Source organism: Vibrio sp. 10N.222.55.A1 (assembly GCF_041473835.1).
Lineage (GTDB): Bacteria > Pseudomonadota > Gammaproteobacteria > Enterobacterales > Vibrionaceae > Vibrio > Vibrio crassostreae_C.
In genome coordinates this window covers 1-203 of record NZ_JBFRSX010000037.1, presented here as the reverse complement: position 1 = coordinate 203, position 203 = coordinate 1, and the positions used below count along the sequence as shown (strand labels likewise).

The window sequence follows — 203 nt, the reverse complement described above, 5'->3', positions numbered from 1 at the left end:
ACGACCGCAGCAAATCTTTGTAGTCATATCGAATATTGGTGCTTCAATAAGACATTGTATAAGTGGTGGCTACTGCGGGATTTGAACCTGCGACCCCATCATTATGAGTGATGTGCTCTAACCAACTGAGCTAAGTAGCCATAATAAATCTAATAGATTCACTATTTGTTCTCTAATTAAAGAGAAATAATGGTGCGGTCGGA

The 203-nt window shown here is 39.4% G+C and carries 1 tRNA gene; it reads right to left on the bottom strand.

From position 1 onward, the window contains the following. Positions 1 to 63: 63 nt before the first annotated feature. A tRNA-Met gene (locus tag AB4493_RS12575) sits at positions 64 to 140 on the bottom strand. Between the last annotated feature and the right edge of the window lie 63 nt (positions 141 to 203).